This window comes from Saccharothrix hoggarensis, from assembly GCF_042678885.1.
Classification (GTDB): domain Bacteria; phylum Actinomycetota; class Actinomycetes; order Mycobacteriales; family Pseudonocardiaceae; genus Actinosynnema; species Actinosynnema hoggarensis.
In genome coordinates this window covers 1-18,860 of record NZ_JBHTLK010000068.1, presented here as the reverse complement: position 1 = coordinate 18,860, position 18,860 = coordinate 1, and the positions used below count along the sequence as shown (strand labels likewise).

The 18,860-nt window shown below is 71.2% G+C and carries 18 protein-coding genes; 16 read left to right on the top strand and 2 right to left on the bottom strand.

What is annotated here, in order from left to right; all coding sequences use genetic code 11:
* Positions 1–274 precede the first annotated feature (274 nt).
* The 3 genes from ACFQ3T_RS15540 to ACFQ3T_RS15530 are packed head-to-tail and all read left to right on the top strand — an operon-like array spanning position 275 to position 3,038.
* The gene (locus tag ACFQ3T_RS15540) at positions 275–1,966 is read left to right on the top strand and encodes a CTP synthase (protein WP_380723966.1); all 1,692 of its coding nucleotides are present in this window, start codon (positions 275–277) and stop codon (positions 1,964–1,966) included.
* On the top strand, positions 1,963–2,604 hold the full coding sequence (locus tag ACFQ3T_RS15535) for an NUDIX domain-containing protein (RefSeq protein WP_380723965.1): 642 nt from the start codon (positions 1,963–1,965) through the stop codon (positions 2,602–2,604). The genes ACFQ3T_RS15540 and ACFQ3T_RS15535 overlap by 4 nt, the downstream gene beginning before the upstream one ends.
* 53 nt (positions 2,605–2,657) lie before the next feature.
* Positions 2,658–3,038 carry a DUF2752 domain-containing protein gene (locus tag ACFQ3T_RS15530; RefSeq protein ID WP_380723978.1) on the top strand — a complete coding sequence of 127 codons (381 nt, stop codon included), beginning with the start codon at positions 2,658–2,660 and terminating at the stop codon, positions 3,036–3,038.
* Here the strand turns inward: ACFQ3T_RS15530 and ACFQ3T_RS15525 are convergent.
* Positions 3,027–3,635, bottom strand: coding sequence for a DUF1707 domain-containing protein (locus ACFQ3T_RS15525; protein WP_380723964.1), 609 nt, complete (start codon positions 3,633–3,635; stop codon positions 3,027–3,029). The two genes, ACFQ3T_RS15530 and ACFQ3T_RS15525, sit on opposite strands and share 12 nt — an antisense overlap.
* Before the next feature lie 67 nt (positions 3,636–3,702).
* Here ACFQ3T_RS15525 and ald point away from each other — a divergent pair, with 67 nt between their 5' ends.
* The 11 genes from ald (at position 3,703) to ACFQ3T_RS15470 (ending at position 12,799) form a co-directional block, all read left to right on the top strand.
* Positions 3,703–4,812 carry an alanine dehydrogenase gene (gene ald / locus ACFQ3T_RS15520; protein WP_380723963.1) on the top strand — a complete coding sequence of 370 codons (1,110 nt, stop codon included), beginning with the start codon at positions 3,703–3,705 and terminating at the stop codon, positions 4,810–4,812.
* Positions 4,813–5,020: 208 nt separating this feature from the next.
* Positions 5,021–5,929, top strand: a complete 909-nt coding sequence (gene xerD / locus ACFQ3T_RS15515; protein WP_380723962.1) for a site-specific tyrosine recombinase XerD — start codon at positions 5,021–5,023, stop codon at positions 5,927–5,929.
* An 84-nt stretch (positions 5,930–6,013) separates the two neighbouring features.
* A complete protein-coding gene (locus tag ACFQ3T_RS15510) occupies positions 6,014–6,334 on the top strand; it encodes an ArsR/SmtB family transcription factor (RefSeq protein WP_380723961.1) in 321 nt (106 codons plus the stop codon).
* A 93-nt stretch (positions 6,335–6,427) separates the two neighbouring features.
* Positions 6,428–7,402: a ParA family protein gene (locus ACFQ3T_RS15505; RefSeq protein WP_380723960.1), complete on the top strand. Its 975-nt coding sequence runs from the start codon at positions 6,428–6,430 to the stop codon at positions 7,400–7,402.
* Positions 7,399–7,722, top strand: coding sequence for a hypothetical protein (locus ACFQ3T_RS15500; RefSeq protein WP_380723959.1), 324 nt, complete (start codon positions 7,399–7,401; stop codon positions 7,720–7,722). Before ACFQ3T_RS15505 ends, ACFQ3T_RS15500 begins: the two co-directional genes overlap by 4 nt.
* Entirely contained in the window at positions 7,719–8,543 is an 825-nt protein-coding gene (locus tag ACFQ3T_RS15495; protein ID WP_380723958.1) for a segregation and condensation protein A, read from the top strand. Before ACFQ3T_RS15500 ends, ACFQ3T_RS15495 begins: the two co-directional genes overlap by 4 nt.
* A complete protein-coding gene (gene scpB, locus ACFQ3T_RS15490) occupies positions 8,540–9,367 on the top strand; it encodes an SMC-Scp complex subunit ScpB (RefSeq protein ID WP_380723957.1) in 828 nt (275 codons plus the stop codon). Before ACFQ3T_RS15495 ends, scpB begins: the two co-directional genes overlap by 4 nt.
* Positions 9,360–10,136 (top strand): pseudouridine synthase, encoded by a 777-nt coding sequence (locus tag ACFQ3T_RS15485; protein ID WP_380723956.1) that lies wholly within the window; start codon positions 9,360–9,362, stop codon positions 10,134–10,136. The genes scpB and ACFQ3T_RS15485 overlap by 8 nt, the downstream gene beginning before the upstream one ends.
* 199 nt (positions 10,137–10,335) lie before the next feature.
* The gene (locus ACFQ3T_RS15480) at positions 10,336–11,103 is read left to right on the top strand and encodes an ABC transporter permease (RefSeq protein WP_380723977.1); all 768 of its coding nucleotides are present in this window, start codon (positions 10,336–10,338) and stop codon (positions 11,101–11,103) included.
* A complete protein-coding gene (locus ACFQ3T_RS15475) occupies positions 11,100–11,903 on the top strand; it encodes an ABC transporter permease (RefSeq protein ID WP_380723955.1) in 804 nt (267 codons plus the stop codon). Before ACFQ3T_RS15480 ends, ACFQ3T_RS15475 begins: the two co-directional genes overlap by 4 nt.
* Positions 11,900–12,799, top strand: coding sequence for an ABC transporter ATP-binding protein (locus tag ACFQ3T_RS15470; protein ID WP_380723954.1), 900 nt, complete (start codon positions 11,900–11,902; stop codon positions 12,797–12,799). The genes ACFQ3T_RS15475 and ACFQ3T_RS15470 overlap by 4 nt, the downstream gene beginning before the upstream one ends.
* Before the next feature lie 886 nt (positions 12,800–13,685).
* Here the strand turns inward: ACFQ3T_RS15470 and ACFQ3T_RS15465 are convergent.
* Positions 13,686–14,891, bottom strand: coding sequence for a 4-hydroxybenzoate 3-monooxygenase (locus ACFQ3T_RS15465; protein ID WP_380723953.1), 1,206 nt, complete (start codon positions 14,889–14,891; stop codon positions 13,686–13,688).
* A gap of 229 nt (positions 14,892–15,120) precedes the next feature.
* On the opposite strand from ACFQ3T_RS15465, the gene ACFQ3T_RS15460 reads away from it, so the two are divergent.
* Together ACFQ3T_RS15460 and ACFQ3T_RS15455 are read left to right on the top strand one after the other, a co-directional pair.
* Positions 15,121–16,101 (top strand): ABC transporter substrate-binding protein, encoded by a 981-nt coding sequence (locus tag ACFQ3T_RS15460; protein ID WP_380723952.1) that lies wholly within the window; start codon positions 15,121–15,123, stop codon positions 16,099–16,101.
* A 363-nt stretch (positions 16,102–16,464) separates the two neighbouring features.
* Positions 16,465–18,860 (top strand): sensor histidine kinase (locus ACFQ3T_RS15455; protein ID WP_380723951.1); only part of this gene is annotated, 2,396 nt, incomplete at its 3' end.

Genomic DNA, 18,860 nt, shown 5'->3' with positions numbered 1-18,860 from the left:
ATGGGGCCGGTGCGGGTGTCGGCCGTTCCGAGGCGTTCACCGGGCGGTTCCGGAGGCGTTGCCGGGCGTTCCCGGGGCGGTTCCGCGGGCGGATCGCGGTCGGTGGTCTCCTGTTCGAGCGACCCTAGGCCATCCGAGTGACACGCCGCCGGGCCCGCCGGCGCGCTGGGTGACCGGTGGCGTGTTAGCGTTAGGGCCCGTGGACAGGGCGCTGAGCTGTGCGGAACCACCCCAGCCGGCCCCTAGCGGAAATCCAGGACCACGGGGAGCCTCCTTGGTGCAGCAGGCACGTACGACCAAGCACGTTTTCGTCACCGGGGGTGTGGCGTCGTCCCTCGGCAAGGGGTTGACCGCCTCCAGCCTCGGGCAGCTGCTCACCGCTCGTGGTCTTCGAGTGACCATGCAGAAGCTGGACCCGTATCTGAACGTCGATCCGGGCACGATGAACCCGTTCCAGCACGGCGAGGTGTTCGTCACCGACGACGGCGCGGAGACCGACCTCGACATCGGCCACTACGAGCGGTTCCTGGCGAGGGACCTCTCCGGTGACGCCAACGTCACCACGGGGCAGGTGTACTCCGAGGTCATCGCGAAGGAGCGGCGCGGCGAGTACCTGGGCGACACGGTCCAGGTGATCCCGCACATCACCGACGAGATCAAGCGGCGCATCCGGGCGATGGCCGAGCCGGGCCCGGACGGCGTCACGCCGGACGTGGTCATCACCGAGGTCGGCGGCACGGTCGGCGACATCGAGTCGCTGCCGTTCCTGGAGGCGTGCCGGCAGGTGCGCCACGACGTCGGTCGCGACAACGTGTTCTTCCTGCACGTGTCGCTGGTGCCGTACCTCGCGCCGTCCGGCGAGCTGAAGACCAAGCCGACGCAGCACTCCGTCGCCGCGCTGCGCAACATCGGCATCCAGCCCGACGCCATCGTGTGCCGGGCCGACCGGGAGATCCCGGACGCGTTGAAGCGCAAGATCGGCCTGATGTGCGACGTGGACACCGAGGCCGTGGTGGCCGCGGTGGACGCGCGGTCGATCTACGACATCCCCAAGGTGCTGCACGGCGAGGGCCTCGACGCGTACGTGGTGCGGCGGCTCGACCTGCCGTTCCGCGACGTCGACTGGACCGTGTGGGGCGACCTGCTCGACCGGGTGCACAACCCGGCGGAGAAGGTCCGCATCGCGCTGGTCGGCAAGTACGTCGACCTGCCCGACGCCTACCTGTCGGTGACGGAGGCGCTGCGCGCGGGCGGTTTCGCGCACCGCACCAAGGTCGAGATCGTGTGGGTGCCGTCCGACGAGTGCAAGACGCCGTCCGGCGCCGCGCACGCGCTGGGCGGGCTCGACGCGATCCTCATCCCCGGCGGGTTCGGGGTGCGCGGCATCGAGGGCAAGATCGGCGCGATCACCTACGCGCGGACCCGCGGCATCCCGCTGCTGGGCCTGTGCCTGGGGTTGCAGTGCCTGGTCATCGAGGCGGCGCGGAACCTCGCGGGCATCGAGGACGCGAACTCGTCCGAGTTCGAGGAGGGCGGGTCGCCGGTCATCAGCACCATGGCCGACCAGGAGGACGTCGTCTCCGGGCAGCGGGACATGGGCGGCACGATGCGGCTCGGCGCGTACCCGGCGAAGCTGGTGCCGGGCTCGCAGGTGGCGTCGGCGTACGGGTCGCTGGAGGTGTCCGAGCGGCACCGGCACCGGTACGAGGTCAACAACGCCTACCGCGCGCAGCTCGGCGCGGCGGGCCTGGTGTTCTCGGGGACGTCGCCGGACGGGCGGCTGGTGGAGTTCGTCGAGCTGCCCGCCGACGTGCACCCGTTCTTCGTGGCCACCCAGGCGCACCCGGAGCTGAAGTCGCGCCCGACGAAGCCGCACCCGCTGTTCGCGGCGTTCGTGAAGGCGGCGCTGGACTACCGGCTGGCCGACCGGCTGCCGCTGCCCGAGACCGCGGGGGCCGCGCAGTGACCGCCCAGGAGGACACGGGCTCGCCCCGGCACGCGTTCGACACGGTGTCGTCGGAGGACGTGCACGTCGGGCGCGTCGTGGCGCTGCGGGTGGACGAGGTCGCCATGCCCGGCGGCGGCACGGCGCGGCGCGAGGTGGTGGAACACCTCGGCGCGGTGGCCGTCGTGGCGCTGGACGACGACGGCGCGGTGACGCTGATCCACCAGTACCGGCACCCGTTGGGGCGTCGGCTGTGGGAGCTGCCCGCCGGGCTGCTGGACGCCGGCGACGAGACCCCGGTGGCCGCCGCGCGCCGTGAGCTGGCCGAGGAGGTCGGGCTCGCGGCGGCGGAGTGGGTGACGTTGGTGGACGTCGCCGTGTCGCCGGGGTTCACCGACGAGGTGGTGCGGGTGTTCCTGGCCCGCGGGCTGACCGTCGTGGACCGGGACGTGCAGGGCGAGGAGGAGGCCGACCTGGAGGCGAAGGCCTTCCCGTTGGCCGACGCGGTGGCGATGGCGCTGGCCGGTGAGATCGTGAACGGTCCCGCCGTGGCCGGTCTGCTCGCCGCGCAGGCCGTCGTCGAGGGCCGGGCCGAGGGCCGTCCGGCGGACGCCCCGTTCCACGACCGGCCGACGCGCTTCGCGGCGCGGCAGTCCTGAGCGCGCGACCCGGGGGTCCCGAACGCGGGACCCCAGGGTCGGCTTGGGGGATGATGGTCGGCGTGGGTGTGCGCGGGCCGTTGGCGTTGGCCGGGGCGGCGTTGGCCGGGTGCGGGGTGCTGCTGGTCGTGGACCCCAACCGGCCGGGGTCGTGGCTGCCGCCGTGCCCGCTCTACGCGTTGACGGGCATCCAGTGCCCGGCGTGCGGGTCGACGCGGATGGTCCACGCCCTGCTGCACGGTGACGTGGTCGCCGCCTGGCAGTTCAACGCGGTCATGCTGGTCGCCGGGCTGCCGCTGCTGGTGTGGCTGTGGGCGCGGTGGTTCCGGGCGGCCCGGGCCGGCACGCCGACACCGCGCGTGTCGCCGAAGGTGGGCGTGCCGGTGGTGGCGTTGGCCGCCACGTGGATGCTGGCGCGGAACCTAGTCGCGTAGCTTGCGGCCCTCGCTGTCCGTGCCGCCGTTGACGAGCAGGATGATCCCGTCGATCAGGGACCAGATGCCGCAGCCGCCGCAGGTCAGCAGCTGGGCGATGCCGATGCCGGTGTCGCCGATGTAGAAGCGGCCGATGCCGAACGGCAGCGCCAGCTGCAGCACGCCGGCCGCGATCTTCGACTTGTCCGACAAGGGCTGCCCGGTCACCGGGTCGACGCCGTACGGCGCGTTGGGGTTGTAGCCGGGTGGGTAGTTGTACGCGTAGGCCTGCGTCGGGTCCGCGTAACCGGGCGGCACTCCCGGCACACCGTGGCCTGGCGTGCTGTAGCCGGGCGTGCTGTAGCCGGGCATCGGCGGCGGGGGCGGGTACGCGGCGGTCGGCGTCGGGTACGACGGCGGCGCGAACACCGGGTGCGGCGGCGGCAGGTCGCGGAACAGGGCGGACAGCTCGTGCGCGGTCTGGGCCGCGGACGCGTAGCCGACGCGCTGCTCGTACTCGCCGATCTCCAGGCGGCCGGCCGCGAAGTGGTCGTTCAGGGCGTTGATCGCCTCTTCGCGCTGCTGGTCGCCGATGCGCACCTGGTGTGGTTCCGACACGGGTCAAACGCTAACAGCCGAACCTTCCTGGTGAGCCGGAACCCGCTGGTCGACCTACCCTTTCAGGGTGCTGGTCGGAGTGCCGCGAGAGGTGAAGAACCACGAGTACCGGGTCGCCGTCACGCCGGCGGGCGTGGTAGAGCTGACGCGCCGCGGCCACCGGGTGCTGGTCGAGTCGGGAGCGGGCGCCGGGTCGTCGATCACGGACGCCGAGTTCACCGCCGCGGGCGCCGTGGTCGTGCCGGACGCGGACGACGTGTGGGGCGACGCCGAGCTGGTGCTGAAGGTCAAGGAGCCGGTCGCCGAGGAGTTCCACCGGATGCGGCCCGGGCTGACCCTGTTCACCTACCTGCACCTGGCCGCCGACGCCGAGTGCACGCGGGCCGTGGTCGCGTCGGGCGTCGACGCCGTCGCCTACGAGACCGTGCAGCTGCCGGACGGGTCGTTGCCGCTGCTCGCGCCGATGAGCGAGGTCGCCGGCCGGATGGCCGCCCAGGTCGGCGCGCACTGCCTGGAGCGCAACCAGGGAGGGCGGGGCGTGCTGCTCGGCGGTGTGCCCGGTGTGCCCGCGGGGAAGGTCGCGGTGATCGGGGCCGGTGTGGCGGGCATGAACGCTGCCGCGGTGGCGCTCGGCATGCAGGCCGAGGTGGTCGTGCTGGACACGAACGTCAACCGGCTGCGGCAGATCGACTTCACCTACCGCGGGCACCTGCAGACGGTGACCGGCAACGCGTACGAGGTGGAGAAGGCGTGCAGGTGGGCGGACCTGGTCATCGGCGCGGTGCTCGTGCCGGGCGCGAAGGCGCCGAAGCTGGTGAGCAACCAGCTCGTGTCCACCATGAGGTCCGGGTCGGTGCTCGTGGACATCGCCATCGACCAGGGAGGGTGCTTCGCCGACTCCCGCCCGACCACGCACGACGACCCGACGTACCGGGTGCACGACTCGGTGTTCTACTGCGTGGCCAACATGCCGGGCGCCGTGCCGCACACCTCGACGTGGGCGCTGACCAACGTCACACTGCCCTACGTGACCGCGTTGGCGGACAAGGGTTTCCGGCAGGCGATCGGCGACGACCCGGCGTTGGCGAAGGGCGTGAACGTGGTGCGGGGCGCGGTCGTGCAGGCTGAGGTGGCCAAGGCGCACGGTCTTCCCCACGTGCCGCTGGCGCAGCTGTGAGGGACGGCGGTGGGCCGGACGCGTTGGGTCGCGCGTCGGAGGGCCGAGAACCGAGAGCCGAAGACGGCGGGCTGTCTGGCCCGGAATCGGCTCGGGCCGGGTCGGGTCGGGCCGAGTCGGTGGGGTGGTGGGGGCGCGAGTGGTGGGTGAAGGGGCGAGGGGAGCGGAATTGTCGGACCCCTTGGGTAACGTAAAAGCAGGGGTCCCCTTGGCGGGTACCCCTGCGGGGCGTGCGGTGGGGGCGTTCCTCGACCACCTGGCGGTGGAGCGGGGCACGTCGCGCAACACGCTCGACTCCTACGCCCGCGACCTGCGCCGGTACGCCCGCCACCTGGAGCGGCTGGGGGTGGACGACCTCTCCGGCGTCACGGAGGCCGTCGTCGGCGACTTCCTGGCGTCGTTGCGCGAGGAGGGCCTGGCCGCGTCGTCGGCCGCGCGGACCCTGGTCGCCGTGCGCGGCCTGCACCGGTTCGCCCACCGCGAGGGCATCACCGGGCACGACCCGGCCCGCGACGTCCACCCGCCGACCCCTCCGCGCCGGCTGCCGAAGGCGCTGCCCGTGGACGACGTGCTGAAGCTCCTCGACGTCCCCGGCGACACCCCGGCTCAGCTGCGCGACCGCGCCCTCCTCGAACTGCTCTACTCCAGCGGCGCGCGGATCTCCGAGGTCGTCGGCCTCGACGTGGACGACGTGGACGCCGCCGAGCGCACCGTCCTCCTCGACGGCAAGGGCGGCAAGCAGCGGATCGTGCCCGTCGGCCGGCCCGCGCTCCGGGCGCTGGACGCGTACCTGGTGCGCGCCCGCCCCAGCCTGGCGAAACGCGGCACGCCCGCGCTGTTCCTCAACGCCCGCGGCGGCCGGCTGTCGCGCCAGACCGCGTGGCACGTCCTGAAGACCGCCGCCGAACGGGCCGGCATCCGGGCCGAGGTCTCCCCGCACACGCTGCGGCACTCGTTCGCCACCCACCTGCTCGAAGGCGGCGCCGACGTGCGGGTCGTGCAGGAGCTGCTGGGCCACTCCTCCGTGACGACGACGCAGGTCTACACACTCGTCACGGTCAACACCTTGCGCGAGGTCTACGCGACCGCCCATCCTCGCGCATCGGGTGGAACATGAGCGCGCCACGGGTACCGTGGGCGGTCGCCTGACCGGGTAACCCACCCCGATTCAAGAGCCCGACGAGCTGGAGGTGCCGACCAGGTGCCGAACTTGGACGAGCCCGAGCCCACCGCGATCGAGCTGGGCGCGGTGCTGCACGCGTTGAGCGACGCCACCCGGCTGGCGGTGGTGCGGCAGATCGACGCCGACGGCGAACGCCTGTGCGGCGCGCTGACCGTGGACGTCGCCAAGTCCACCCTGTCGCAGCACCTGCGCGTGCTGCGGGAGGCGGGCATCACCCGCACCAGGGCGTGCGGCAACCAGCGGTGGGTGTCGTTGCGCCGCGACGACCTGGACGACCTGTTCCCCGGGCTGCTCGACGTGGTGCTCCGGGCCGCCGACCGGACCGGCGCGAACCGGTGAGAAACGGTGGCGGGCGCTACGGCGGGGCGCGTTGCTGGTAGGCCTCGGTGTGCTTAGGCTGCGCCCAGGCAGAGGACTAGGAACGAGAAGGCGATGTCGACACCGGAGCACGCGGGCCAGACGTGGGGCGCACCCCCACCGCCCCCGCCGCGGTCCGCCGTGCCGCGAGCCTCGGTCGAACTGAGCCTCGCCCCGCACGCCGCGCCCGCCGACGAGGACGCTGCCGAGCAGGTCGCGGGCGACATGGGGCCCACCGGGCGGCCGCTGCGCCAGATCGCCGACCCGCCGCTGATCGCCCACCACGGGCCGGCGAAGATCCTCGCCGTCTGCAACCAGAAGGGCGGGGTCGGCAAGACCACGTCCACCATCAACCTCGGCGCGGCGCTCACCGAGTACGGGCGGCGGGTGCTGCTGGTCGACTTCGACCCGCAGGGCGCGCTGTCCGTCGGCCTCGGCGTGCACCCGCACCAGCTCGACCAGACGATCTACAACGTGATCATGGAGCGCAACGTCGCCGTCGGCGACGTGATCATGCGCACCCCGGTCGAGGGCATGGACCTGCTGCCCAGCAACATCGACCTGTCCGCGGCGGAGATCCAGCTGGTGTCCGAGGTGGGCCGCGAGCACACGCTGGTGCGCACGCTGCGACCGGTGATCGAGCACTACGACTACGTGCTGGTGGACTGCCAGCCGTCGCTCGGCCTGCTCACCGTGAACGCGCTCGCCGCCGCCGACGGCGTCCTCATCCCGCTGGAGTGCGAGTTCTTCAGCCTGCGCGGGGTCGCCCTGTTGATCGACACCATCGAGAAGGTCAGGGAGCGGTTGAACCCGAAGCTGGAGATCACCGGAATCCTCGCCACCATGTACGACCCGCGCACCCTGCACTCCCGCGAGGTGATGGCGCGCGTCGTCGAGGCGTTCGGCGACGTCGTGTTCGACACGGTGATCAACCGCACCGTCCGGTTCCCGGAGACGACCGTCGCCGGCGAGCCGATCACCCGCTGGGCCCCGCGCTCGGCGGGCGCGAAGGCGTACCGCGCGCTGGCGCGCGAGGTGATCGCCCGGTGACCCGACGCCCATCGCTGCCGGGCGCGTCCGAGCTGTTCCGCCTCACGACGGGCTCCGCCCCCACCCCCGACGTGCCCGCGCAGGAGCAGCCGGCGCAGCGGCGGGGGACCGGTCGGCAGAAGCACTCCACCAAGATCACCGTGTACGTGTCGGACGAGGAGCTGCTGGCGCTGGAGCACGCGCGGCTGGCGTTGCGCGGCGAGCACGGCCTGGCCGTCGACCGCGGCCGCGTGGTGCGCGAGGCCATCGCGATCGTGCTCGACGACCTCGAAGGGCACGGCGCGGACTCGCTCCTGGTGCGTAGGTTGCGCGAGCAGTGAGCGGTGACGCACCCGAACCGGTGGCGGTGGTCGGTGACGGGCGGTTCCAGGTCAAGCTGACCAACTTCGAGGGGCCGTTCGACCTGCTGCTCCAGCTCATCTCGCAGCACACGCTGGACGTCACCGAAGTCGCGCTGCACACCGTCACCGACGACTTCATCGCCTACATCCGGGCGCTCGGCGACCAGTGGGACCTCGACGAGACGACCGAGTTCCTGGTCATCGCGGCCACGTTGCTCGACCTGAAGGCGGCCCGGCTGCTGCCCGCGGGCGACGTGGAGGACGAGGACGACCTGGCGTTGCTGGAGGCCCGCGACCTGCTGTTCGCGCGGCTGCTGCAGTACCGGGCGTACAAGCAGGTCGCGGCGCTGTTCGGGGAGCTGGAACGGGGAGCGTACCGGCGTTACCCCAGGTCGGTGGCGTTGGAGCAGCGGTACGAAGGGTTGCTGCCCGAGGTGATGCTGGGCGTGGACGCGCGGCGGTTCGCCGAGATCGCCGCGGTCGTGTTCCGGCCCAAGCCGCCGCCGACGGTGTCGACGTCGCACATCCACCAGCACCGGGTGTCCGTGCGGGAGCACGCCGACCTGCTGCGCGCGCGGCTGGCGGAGGTGGGGACGGCGACGTTCGCCGAGCTGATCGCCGAGTGCACGGAGACGATGGAGGTCGTCGCCCGGTTCCTGGCGCTGCTGGAGCTGTACCGGGAGCGGGCGCTGGCGTTCGAACAGCCGGACCCGCTCGGCGAGCTGCGCATCACGTGGGTCGGCGGGACCATCGAGGAGGCGCAGGCACACGCCCGCGACGAGGACGAGGAGTACGGGTGAGCGACCACCGACCGACCGGCCCGGACCTGGCCCCGGACCGCGACGTCGCTCCCGAGTCGGTCCCGGCCGGGTCGGACACCGCCGAGCCGAAGACGGCTGGGTCCGACGCGGCTGGGTCCGACGCGACTGGGTCGGGCGTGGCCGGGTCGGAGACGGCCGGGTCGGACACCGCGGGGTTCCAGCGGGTCGACGCGGTGGCCGAGGTGGCCGGCGTGGCGCCGCCCCTGCCCGCCGACCTGCCCGAACCGGACGACGAGGCCGAGGCCGGCGGGTTGCCGGACCTCGCCGACGACGCCGAGTTCGAGGGCGCGCTGGAGTCGATCCTGCTCGTCGTGGACAGCCCGATCGCCGAGGAGCAGCTGGCCGGCGTCCTCGACCAGTCGGTGAGGCGCGTCACCGCGGCCCTGCACCGGCTGGCCGCCCGGTACACCGAGCAGGGCAGCGGCATCGACCTGCGTAGAATCGGGGACGGCTGGCGGTTCTACACACGGGACCGCTTCGCGCCATTCGTGGAGAAGCTGCTGCTCGACGGGCAGCGCGCCAAGCTCACCCGGGCCGCGTTGGAAACGCTCGCGGTCATCGCCTACCGGCAGCCCGTGACGAGGGCCCGGATCGCGGCGGTCCGCGGGGTGAACGTGGACGGGGTCATCCGCACGCTCGTCGCGCGCGGTCTGATCGCCGAGACGGGCACGGACTCCGACACGGGTGGCATCCTGTACCGCACGACCGAACTGTTCCTGGAGCGGTTGGGGCTGTCGTCGTTGGGCGACCTGCCGCCGATCGCTCCCCTGCTGCCCGAAGTGGATGCGATCGACGATGTCTGACCAGGCCGTGCCGAAGCGCTCGGCGCCAGGTTCTTCCGGGCAACCCGAGGGGATCCGGCTCCAGAAGGTGCTCGCCAAGGCGGGCATCGCCTCGCGGCGGGTCGCCGAGGAGCTGATCGAACTCGGCCGCGTGCAGGTCGACGGCGAGGTGGTCCGGGAGCAGGGCCGCCGCATCGACCCGGACACCGCCGTGGTGCACGTCGACGGCGTGCGCGTGGTGCTCAAGGAGGACGTGGTCACCCTCGCCTTCAACAAGCCGCACGGCGTGCTCTCGACCATGCACGACGACGCGCACCGCCCGTGCGTCGGCGACTACCTGCACAACCGCAAGGAACGCCTGTTCCACGTGGGCAGGCTCGACGCCGACACCGAGGGCCTGCTGCTGCTGACGAACGACGGCGACCTGGCCCACCGGCTGATGCACCCGTCGTACGAGATCTCCAAGACCTACCTCGCCGAGGTGCCCGGCCCGATCCCGAAGGACCTGGGCAAGCGCTTGCGCGCGGGCGTCGAACTGGAGGACGGCCCGATCGCGGTCGACTCGTTCAAGCTGATCTCGTCCATGCCGGGCAAGGCGCTGGTCGAGGTCGTGCTGCACGAGGGGCGCAAGCACATCGTGCGCCGCCTGCTCGACCACGTCGGCCACCCCGTGGAGCACCTGGTGCGGACCGCCGTCGGCGAGGTGCGGCTGGGCAACCAGCGCCCCGGCTCGATGCGGGTGCTCAACCGGCAGGAGGTCGGCGCCCTCTACAAGGCCGTCGGCCTGTAGTCGGACCAGGGTTCGCGAGCGGCCCGCGGGTCGTCCCACCGGGACGGCACGCTGGCCGTTCGGTTACGTCAGCGTGTGCTGAAAGCACATTGCAAGATCACATGGCGAAGTTTCACCGCCACGCATTGTGGCAGCGCACTTCACTCTCTAGATTGATCCGGGTTGGCTGGGGTTGATCAACTGGGAAGAGGCGTTGCGCGTGCGTGCGCTCACCCGAGGACTGCTCGGCATCGCCGGGTTCCTCGTCGTCTGGGAGCTGTTCGGCCGGTCCGCGCTCGTGCGCGCGGACTTCCTGCCACCGCCGTCCGTGGTGGCGGTGGAGCTCGTGAAGTTGCTCGGCGACGAGGCGTTCCTGCGTGACGTCATCGCGACGGTCCTCGCGCTGCTGATCGCGCTCGGGCTGTCGGTGGCGATCGCCGTCCCCCTCGGCCTGGTGCTCGGCAGCGTGGCGTCGGTCCGCCACGCCACCCGCGCGGTGGTCGAGTTCCTGCGGCCGATCCCGTCCGTGGCGCTCATCCCGCTGGCCATGGTGCTCATCGGCATCGGACCGGAGACCAAGATCAGCCTCGCGGTGTACGCGGCGATCTGGCCGATCCTGTTCAACACCATCTACGCGCTCGACGAGCTGGACCCGCTGCTCGTCGAGACGGCACGGGCGTTCGGCACGGGCCGGTTGCGCGTGCTGGTGTCCGTGGCGCTGCCCAGCGCGTTGCCGTTCGTGCTGACCGGAATCCGGCTCGCCGCCACGACGAGCCTCGTCGTGGTGGTCAGCGTGGAACTGCTCGCCGGCGGTTCCGGCGGGATCGGGCAGTTCATCGGCGACGCGCGCAGCGGCGCGGGGCGGATGGACATCGTCCTCGCCGGCACCGTCGTCGCGGGCGTCATCGGCTACCTGCTCAACGAGAGCCTGGAACGCGCGCAGCGCCGCTGGGTCGGCTGGAGCTCGGTCACCGGAGGTCGGTCGTGAACCGCTTCGTCCAGCGGTGGGCGGTGTTCGTCGGCCTCGTCGTGGTGTGGGAACTGCTCACCTGGTTCGCCGACGACACGTTCTTCCCGCGTCCGTCCGAGATCGTCGTGGCGGCGCAAGGGTTGTGGTTCTCCGGCCCCGCCGGTGACCTGTTCCTCACCGACGCGGTGTTCGAGCACATGCTGCCGAGCATCGGTCGGCTGCTCGCCGGGTGGGGGATCGCCGCCGTGCTCGGCATCGCCATCGGCGTGGCGCTCGGCCGGTCCGAGACCGGCACGCAGTACGCCGGGCCGCTGCTCACGTTCATGCGCTCGATCCCGCCGCCGCTGCTGGTGCCGGTGTTCCTGCTCGTGTTCAGCGTCGGCACCCAGATGCAGCTCGCCACGATCGTCTTCGGCGTGCTGTGGCCCATCCTGCTCAACAGCGTCGACGGCGCACGTTCCGTCGACACCACGAAGTTCGAGACCTCGGCGGTGTTCCGCATCCCCAAACCCCAGTGGGTCCTCGGTGTCGTCCTGCCTTCCGCGGCGCCGAAGATCTTCGCCGGGCTGCGGGTCTCCCTGTCGCTGTCGCTGGTGCTCATGGTCGTGTCCGAACTGGTCGGCACCGACAACGGGATCGGGTCGCAACTCCTCGTCGCACAGCGGGAGTTCGACTTCCCCGACATGTGGGCCGGGATCGTCCTCCTGGGCGTCCTCGGCTACGCCCTCAACACCGTGCTCCTCGCGTTCGAGCGCAAAGCCCTTGCGTGGCAACCGAAGCAGGAGCGCACCCCCGCGACGGTGGAGGAAAAATCATGACCGCGATGCTCGAAGTGGCCGACCTCGGCCACACGTACCAGGCGAAGGACGGCGCGCACACCGCGATAGCCGACCTGTCGTTCACCGTCGGCACCGGCGAGCTGGTCTGCGTGGTCGGTCCGTCCGGCTGCGGCAAGTCCACGCTGCTGCGCACGATCTCCGGCCTGATCCGCCCGACCCGCGGCGAGATCAGCCTGCACGGCAACGAGGTCCGCGGCGTGCCGGAGGACCTGGCCGTCGTGTTCCAGGACTACAGCCGCTCGTTGTTCCCGTGGCTGACGGTGCAGAAGAACGTCGAGTTCCCGTTGCGCCGCACCCTCGGCCGCGCCGAGCGCCGTGCCCGCGCGGCGGAGGCGTTGGAGTGGGTCGGGTTGTCCGACGTGGGCCGCAAGTACCCGTGGCAGCTGTCGGGCGGGATGCAGCAGCGCGTGGCGATCGCCCGTGCCCTGGCCTACCGGCCGGCGCTGCTGCTGATGGACGAGCCGTTCGCGTCGGTCGACGCGCAGACCCGGTTCGAGCTGGAAGACCTGCTGCTGAAGGTGCGGACCGAGCAGGACACCACCGTGCTCGTCGTGACGCACGACATCGACGAGAGCGTCTACCTGGGCGACCGCATCCTGGTGCTCTCGACGTCGCCCGCGTCCGTGGTGGCGGACCTGAAGGTCGAGCTGCCCGCGCAGCGGGACCAGATCACCACGCGCGAGTCCGAGGCTTTCGTGGCGCTGCGGGCGGAGGTGGCGCGGCTGCTGAACGTCGGCAAGACCTCCGAGGAGGTCAAGGCGCGCCGCAAGGCGAACGAGCAGCAGGCCGCGAAGTGGGCCGAGGCGGAGCGCGCGGAGGCGGAGCGGGGCGACGCCTCGCGGGTCGACGCCGCCGAGGAGCGCGCCACGACGTGACCGGCCTTCGCGTGAGTTAGCGAGCGCGCAGCGGGCGATCCGCGGCTCGTCGGCCCCCTGGGGGACGGCGCCGGGGGTCGCCCGTTGTCGTGTCCGGGACGGCTGCTGCCGGGTGGGATGGGGGTCTGGGAACGGCTGCTGCCGGGTGCGGTGGGGGTCTGGGAACGGCTGCTGCCGGGTGCGGTGGGGGTTTGGGGGACGGCCGCTGCCGGACGCGCGGTGGGGTGCGCTGCGGGGGCGGCGGAGGCGCGGTGACGTTGCGCGGGACGGGCGCTGCGAGGGCATGCTGCCAGGTGCGCTGCGGCGGCGGTGAGCGGTCGCCGGGAGATGCGCGGCGGCGGCGTTGGGCGGTCGCTGGGAGGTGCGTTGAGGCGGCGTTGCGCGGTTTGTCGCGAGGGTGTGCGGCGGGGTAGTGGGGTGGGGTTGCCGGTGGCCTGTGAACGGGCGTTTCGACGGTGATCGTTCACAACGATTCGACATCGTTCCCGCGACAGAACTGCTGCGGCGGGGAGCGTGCGGCGGGGTTTGACAGCGCTTTCCCGACCGTGCGACGGGCGGGGTGGCCGAAGTATGTCCGGGAGATTTCCGGCGGCAATCCGGGGCATTTCGCGGGCGGTCGTCGGCACGTCGCCGGAGGCGGTCACGGCAATGCGCTGAGGGGCGCCTCGGCGTCCACGGGTTGGAATCGGCGACGAATGCATCGCGCCGTCGTGCGAAGAAGCTGCGTTTAGCGAGATCGAGAATGAGAAGCCGAATGATCCGACCTGCGCCTTGTTCTCCGCTGGCGGCACCACGGTGTGCGGTGGCGGAGAACAAGGCGGCGGCGATTCCCGCGGTCACCTGCCGTTCGGGACGACAATGGCCCCGCTAATCGTGGGAGGTCCACTCACGGCCCCACGTAGTTTTGCGCGAAATATCCCGCGGACGACCCGGAGGCGATGAGGTGCTCCAGTCGAGCCTGCCCCAAACGGCCCAGGAACGGCTCGGGCGAACGGTGGATCATGAACACCATCCACTGCGAGAACTCCTGCGCACGCCAGACCCGTCGCAGGCACACCTCGGAGTACGTCCGGAGGCCCGTCTCATCGCCCGTTCGGTGGTACTTCGTCAGGGCGTCGGCGAGCACCTCGGCGTCGTGCAGGGCGAGGTTCATGCCCTTCGCGCCGACGGGCGTGATGATGTGCGCCGCGTCCCCCAGCAGGTAGAGGCTGCCGTGGTTCATTGGTTCAACCACATGGCTGCGCATGTCGAGGATGCGCTTCTCCGTGATGCGCCCCTCGGTGAGCTTCCAGTCGGAGTCCCGGAGCTCCAGCCTCTTGCGCAGCTCCGCCCACACCCGCTCGTCGGGCCAGTTGTCCACGGTGTCGTCCACCGGGACCTGGAGGTAGTAGCGCGAAACCGTGGAACTGCGGAGCATGTGCCCGGCGAATCCATCCGGGTGAAGTGCGTAAATCACCTTGTGGGTGGATGGCGGAGCCTCGGCGAGGATGCTCAGCCATTCGATCCCGTGCTGGTGGCTGAACTCCTGGACCGCGCCCGCCGGGATGCTGCGCCGCGACACCCCGTGGAACCCGTCCGCGCCGGCGATGAACGAGCACTCCAGCCGCTCCCGCGTCCCGTCGGCGTTCGTCCAGCTCAGAGCCGGTTCGGACGTCTCGATGTCGTGCAGCTGGACGTCCGTGACGGACCAGCGGACCTCCCCGCCGCGCTCGTCGACGTAGATGCGCGCGAGGTCCCGGACGACCTCCTGCTGCGGGTAGATGAAGTGCGTCTGGCCGCCGTACAGCGTGGCGTAGTCGACCTCGTACGCCTCGCCGTTCACCCGGAATTCGCACGCCCCATGCCTATCCGCCTCTCGGAGCAACCGGTCCGCCAGCCCGTGCTCTGTCAACATTCGCACCGCGCGGTGCTCCAGGACGCCGGCGCGCGGCCTGGTCTCGATGTACTCCCGGGTGCCTTTCTCCAGCACAACGCAGGGGATTCCGGCCTCGCGGAGCAGGTTCCCCAACGTCAATCCCGCCGGGCCCGCTCCGACGATGCCCACCGGGCGCCGGTTGCTCTGTACGGCCCATTCCGCGTGAAGTTCGCTCACCGCATACCCCAACCTCTGGACAGCCTGTGCAAAGATGCTCACCGAAGGTAGTGGATCAGCCTTCGAGTGTCGGTCGACTGGGGTCTTGCCGAACCACGTGTGTCACTTTGCGTGGCCCTGCAGTGCCTCTGTCGCCCGTGCATCCTGCCCCGCAATGTCGCCACTCCAACAGGAGATGTCCCCCATGACTCGAAGAGTCGGCCTCTCGGCCCGAAGGATCTTCGGCGTAGTGTCCGCTGTCGCGATGCTCGCCGTGGTCTCCGGCTGCGGTCTGCTCGGTGGTTCCGAGGACAAGCCCGCGGATGCCGCGGGCACCCCGGGCAAGGTCGAAAAGGCCAAGATCACTCTGGGCCTGCTCCCCATCCTCGACGTCGCGTCGGTCCACGTCGCGATCAAGAAGGGTTACTTCAAGGAGGAGGGTCTGGAGGTCGACGTCAAGATCATCCAGGGTGGCGCCGCGGCCATCCCGGGTCTGATCAGCGGTGACCTCGACGTCACGTTCGGCAACTGGGTCTCGTTCTTCGGCGCCGAGGCGAAGGAGGCCGCGAAGAGCGTCGACGGCCTCAAGCTCGTCAGCGACGGCTACCAGGCCAAGCCCGAGATGTTCCTGATCCTCGCGAAGGCCGACTCGCCCATCAAGTCCCCCAAGGACCTCGAGGGCAAGACGATCGCGATCAACACCTTCAAGAACATCGCCGAGCTCACCGCGAAGGCGACGCTGGAGGCCAACGACGTCGACCCGGCCAAGGTGACGTTCAAGGAGTTCCCGTTCCCGGACATGGAGGCGGCGGTCCAGAACGGCACGGTCGACGCGGCCTTCATGGTGGAGCCGTTCATCAGCCGCGCCCAGCGCGCGAGCGGCCAGATCACCGTGCTCGACGCGGCGTCCGGCCCGACGGCCGACATCCCGATCGCGGGCTACGCCACGACCGGCAAGTTCGTGAAGGAAAACCCCAACACCGTCGCCGCGTTCCAGCGCGCGATGGCGAAGGGCCAGCGCGACGCGGCGGACCGCCCCACGGTCGAGCCGCTGCTGGTGGAGTACGCCAAGGTCGACAAGGAAACCGCCAGCCTCGTGCACTTCGGCGAGTTCCCGACCACGCTGGACGCCACCCGGTTGCAGCGCGTCGCGAACCTGATGCGAACCTACGGTCTGCTGGAGAAGGACTTCGACGTCAAGCCGATGTTGCACGGCGGCGGCGGTAGCTGATCAGGCGGGGGAGCCCGTCGCCGGGCTCCCCCGTCACGTGTTTCCCGCTCGGGTCGAGGGCATGAAAAATCCGTGAACGCCGGTTAGCGATCGTTTAGCGGGTCCAGGTGTGGTCTGCGCGACAATGGTTGATTTGCAAACTACCGGCTTCTCGTCCGAACGGCGGTATCACTCGGCGGGTTTTTCCACCAAGATCCACCGGGTTTGTAGGGATGTGTCGTTTCACTGGCTGGGGGGCTGGGGAGTGTGCTGACGGTGCGCGGTCACGACGACCACGCCTCCGGGAAAGATCCGGAGCGGATTCAACTCGACACGGGTGCCGCTGAGAGCGGTCCACCCGACTCGGGTCCCAGCACAGGCGCCGTGCCCGCCGACCGGGGAGTCTCCCGGTGGCGTCTGCGGAACTGGCGCCTGCGCAGCAAGCTGGCCGTGGTGCTCCTGGTGCCCGCGCTGAGCACGCTGACCCTCGCGGGTCTGCGGCTCAACACCCAGCTCGACGACGTCGAGCTGTTCGGCCAGATCCAGCGGGAGCTCCAGCTGTCCGCCCAGGCGGCCGCGGTGTCCGACGCGCTGCAGCTGGAGCGCGACGCGGCGGTCTGGTTCGTCGCGGGCGGCCGGCGGGACAACGCCGCCGAGCTGGTGGCACGGTCCAGCAAGGTCGACGCCGAGGTGGGCAGGCTGCGCGACGTCGCGGCGTCCACCACCGGCATCGACGAGGCCGTGCGCGAGTCGTTCCAGAAGTCGTTGCAGTCGCTCGACGGCCTCAACGCGCTGCGGAACACGGTGACCACCACCAGGTACCCCGACATCTCGGTGCACAGCGCCTACGGCCAGGTCCTAGCCGCGCTCGCCCAGGTGCACCGGGCCACCGCGAGCAGCCTGAGCGACGAGACGATCACGCCGCTCGCCGAGGCCAACCTCGCGCTGTACAGCGCGAAGGAGCAGCTGTCGCAGCAGAACTCGATCCTGCTGTCCACGGCGGAGCGCGGCGAGTTCGCACCGGGCCAGGTGAACGCCCTGCGCGCGGCGCAGTCCCGACTGGACGCCGCGCTCACCGACTTCGCCAACACCGCGAGCCAGGAGAACCGCCAGCTGCTGGCGGACACCGTCTCCGGGTCCTCGGTGGACGGTCGCAACAGGCTGGTGCAGCTGGCGCTCGTGCAGCAGGCCGACGCGGGCAAGGTGTCCATCTCGGACGCCGACGTGATGCGCGTCGGCGAGGAGACCGCGGCGCTGCTGCGGTCCGTGTCCGAGGACATCGAGCAGCAGGTCGACCGCGCGGCCGTCGACCTCACCGAGGCCGCCCGCGCGTCCGCCTGGCGTGACGCGGCGCTGGTCGCCGTCGCGCTGGTGATCGCGTTCGCCCTCATGGCGTTCGTCGCCCGCTCGATGCTGACGCCGCTGCGCGTGCTGCGCCGCACCGCGTTGGACGTGGCCCGCAACCGCCTGCCGGACGCGATCAAGCGGATCCGGACGCACCGCGACCCGGCCCGCGCCGCGGAAGAGGCGCTGGTGCCGGTGCCGATCAACACGACCGAAGAGGTCGGCCAGGTGGCGCGGGCGTTCGACGCCGTGCAGCGCGAAGCCGTCCGCCTCGCCGTCGAGCAGGTGGCGCTGCGCGCGAACGTCAACGACATGTTCATCAACCTGTCCCGGCGCTCGCAGGCGCTGGTCGAGCGGCAGATCACCGTCATCGACCGGCTGGAGCAGGACGAGCAGGACCCGGACCAGCTGGCCAGCCTGTTCGAGCTGGACCACCTGGCCACCCAGATGCGCCGCAACAGCGAGAACCTGCTGGTGCTCTCCGGCACCACGGTCAACCGGCGCGTCACCCGGCCGGTGCCGATCTCCGAGGTGCTGGGCGCCGCGGTCTCCGAGGTGGAGAAGTACGCCCGCATCCAGATCGCGCCCGCGCCGGAGCTGAAGATCCAGGGCCGCGTCGTCAACGACCTCGCGCACCTCATCGCCGAGCTGCTGGACAACGCGACCGCGTTCTCCAAGCCCACCACCAAGGTGACCGTGCGGGCGATCGAGACCCGGCGCGGCGAGGTGTCCATCCGCATCCACGACCGCGGTGTCGGCATGCAGGAGCAGGACGTCATCGAGGCCAACACCAAGCTCGCCGACCCGCCCGAGGTCGACGTGTCGGTGGCCCGCGAGATGGGCCTGTACGTGGTCGGCCAGCTCGCCAAGCGGCACGACATCCGGGTGACGCTGACGAACAACGACGACATAGAGGGTGGTGTGACCGCGCAGGTCGTGCTGCCGGTCGGACTGCTGCACCGCGGCCCCGAGCCGGTCCAGGCGCAGCCCGCGCCGCCGGCCCTGCCGCCGCGCCAGGCCAACCCCGAGCTGGAGGACAGCGGCGTCGGCGTGCTCGCCGGCGTGCCGAAGTGGACGCCGGAGATCGCGCCCGGCGGCTTCCAGCCGCTGGACGCGACGCCCGCGCCGTTCCCGCAGGTCGTGCACACGCACGACGCCGAGCCCGGCGGGTACTTCGAGGTCGAGCAGACCTCGACGTCGGACCTGTTCACGCCCACCGTCACGGAGACCGTGCCGCCGCGCGACGACGAGCTGCCCGACTACTCGTACCCGCCCGCCACCCGGCAGCCCGAGCCGGTCGTGGTCGAGGAGGACGACGCCTCCACCCAGCGGCTCCCGATCTACGAGGACGTGCTGTCCCGCTGGTTCCAGGGCGGCGAGGCGGAGGCCGCCGTGCGCGGCGAGCTGGGCGGCGACCGCCCGGCCGAGCGCCCGGC